This is a genomic window from Burkholderia sp. SIMBA_051 (assembly GCF_046534915.1).
In the GTDB taxonomy this organism is placed as follows: domain Bacteria; phylum Pseudomonadota; class Gammaproteobacteria; order Burkholderiales; family Burkholderiaceae; genus Burkholderia; species Burkholderia ambifaria.
Window position 1 is genome coordinate 1 of record NZ_JAWRXS010000578.1, and the last position, 254, is coordinate 254.

At 61.0% G+C, this 254-nt stretch carries 1 protein-coding gene; it reads left to right on the forward strand.

Going from position 1 to position 254, the window contains the following annotated elements; translation table 11 throughout:
• Positions 1-254 (forward strand): hypothetical protein (locus SB771_RS35795; RefSeq protein ID WP_410722142.1); only part of this gene is annotated, 254 nt, incomplete at both ends.

The following is a 254-nucleotide window of genomic DNA, read 5'->3' on the forward strand; positions in this document are numbered from 1 at the left end:
GCGATGATCGAGGCGGTGGAGAAACGCTTCGCGGGGATCATCGACATCGACGACATTGAAGCGCTGGGCCAGCGCGTGGCGCCCCGGCTCGACGCCTACTACAAAGACAAGATCAACGAAGTGAACGCAGAGCGCAACAGGCTCACGCGCGAGGGCGCGCCGAAGCCGAAGACAGATGAGCTCGATACGGTTGGAGCAGGTCCAAGCCGTGTCGATATCGATCAGTTGGAAATCCGCATCGGGCGTCTGCAAGG